The following is a 416-nucleotide window of genomic DNA, read 5'->3' as shown; positions in this document are numbered from 1 at the left end:
GGTATATATATATTGCCAAAAGAAATGAACTAGTGGCCATAGTAAAGTCATTAACCTTTTGCTCGTCTCTAAGTAGAATTATAAACTGTAAGATGACAATCTCTATCAGTACCATAAGTAGCCATGCTATCCAATCATACTTAAGCTTCGACAACCAAGGACTTACAACTTTTTCATCAAAAGCTCCAATTAATTGGGTATAAAAGAGCAAAAAAATGGTGATAGCACCAATCAGAATTAATGTTTTTCTTCCCATTATTATTTATTTATTCTGGAAAGTTCTTGTTTAAAGATGTCATCAAGTAAGCCAAGGCTATATTGATCCTGGCTTTTGACAGAGAACACTGTAAACTTAGGAGTATAAGCTCTGATGGAAGATAACAAGAATTTAGAATTCATGAGCGTGAGGGTTAGAT

General features: G+C 33.4%; 1 protein-coding gene. It reads right to left on the bottom strand.

The genetic code is table 11. The annotated features are described in order from the left end of the window. Positions 1–256: hypothetical protein (locus AC1DND_RS29535; RefSeq protein WP_477586608.1), on the bottom strand; the 256-nt coding region annotated here is incomplete at its 3' end. Positions 257–416 lie beyond the last annotated feature (160 nt).

This window comes from Pedobacter sp. 01N416, from assembly GCF_056399685.1.
This window is presented reverse-complemented; position numbering and strand designations above follow the sequence as displayed.